A 1,310-nucleotide genomic window follows, 5' to 3' on the forward strand; every position below is an offset into this window, starting at 1 on the left:
CCATATGCAAAAGCTTGCAGAAGTGCTGCGTGCAGGTCTCACGGAGATCCCCGAGTGCGTGATCAATACGCCGCAGAACGGCAGTGCGCCGCACATCATGAATATTTCGTTTCCAGGGATGAAGGCGGAAGTGTTGGTGCACGCTTTGGAAGAGCACGGCATCATGGTTTCGACCAAATCCGCATGCTCCTCGAAAGCGCAGGAGCCAAGCCGTGTGCTTTTGGCGGCCGGTATCAAGCGCGAGCAGGCCATCGCCTCGCTCCGCATCAGCCTGAGCGGCCAGAACAGCATGGAGGATATCAACCAGTTCCTCAGCGGACTGCGCGAGAGTCTTGCCCGCATTAGCCCCTATATGAAAGCGTAAAGGATTGGATGACCACGATGAATTATGATGTAGTGATGATTCGCTATGGCGAATTGGCCTTAAAAGGTAAAAACCGCGATACGTTTGAAGAAACGCTCATGCGCAATGTAAGGCACATCTTGCGCTCGTTTTTTAAAGTGAAAGTAAGACGCAGCTACGGGAGAATGTACGTCGAGCTGAACGGTGAGGATGCGTTTGAGATCATCGAGCGGCTGCAGCGTGTTTTCGGCATCATTTCGTTGAGTCCGGCAAAGGTGATTGAGCCATCGGAAGAATCGCTAAAGGAAACGGCATTGGAACTGATCAAAAGCGTCACGCCTGCGCCACGGACATTCCGTCTGGAGACGCGCCGCACGGACAAGCGCTATCCAATGCAGTCTATGGAAGTGAGCCGTATGCTTGGCGGTCACATTTTGCGCAATGTACCGGAGATTAAAGTAGACCTGCACCAGCCGGAGACGGTCGTCAGCGTCGAAATCCGGACGGAGGGCACCCTCATGAGCTGCCAGACGTTCCCGGCATCCGGCGGTCTGCCTGTCGGCACAAGCGGCAAGCTGATGCTGCTATTGTCAGGTGGAATCGACAGTCCGGTGGCGGGCTGGAAGATGATGAAGCGCGGCGTCACACTGGAAGCGATCCACTTCCACAGCTATCCGTTCACAAGTGAACGCGCTTTGGAAAAAGTTCGCGATCTGGCGCACAAGCTGACCCGCTGGGGCGGCACGGTTCGTCTGCATGTTGTGCCATTCACAGAAATTCAGACCGCGATTCGCCAGCACTGTCCCGACGATTACACCATTACGATTATGCGCCGCTTTATGATGCGCATCGCTGAGCAAGTGGCGACCCGTGCAGGTGCACTTGCACTGGCCACAGGTGAAAGTCTCGGGCAAGTCGCTTCGCAAACGCTGGAGAGCATGAACACGATCAACCATGTGATCGATAT

Annotated in this window: 2 protein-coding genes; both read left to right on the forward strand. The window is 55.0% G+C overall.

What is annotated here, in order from left to right; translation table 11 throughout:
* Positions 1-364 (forward strand): aminotransferase class V-fold PLP-dependent enzyme (locus EDM56_RS30995; protein ID WP_122921754.1); only part of this gene is annotated, 364 nt, incomplete at its 5' end.
* Between the two features lie 17 nt (positions 365-381).
* On the forward strand, positions 382-1,310 hold a 929-nt coding region (thiI, locus tag EDM56_RS31000), incomplete at its 3' end, for a tRNA uracil 4-sulfurtransferase ThiI (protein ID WP_122921755.1).

The organism is Brevibacillus fluminis (assembly GCF_003710825.1).
Classification (GTDB): domain Bacteria; phylum Bacillota; class Bacilli; order Brevibacillales; family Brevibacillaceae; genus Brevibacillus_D; species Brevibacillus_D fluminis.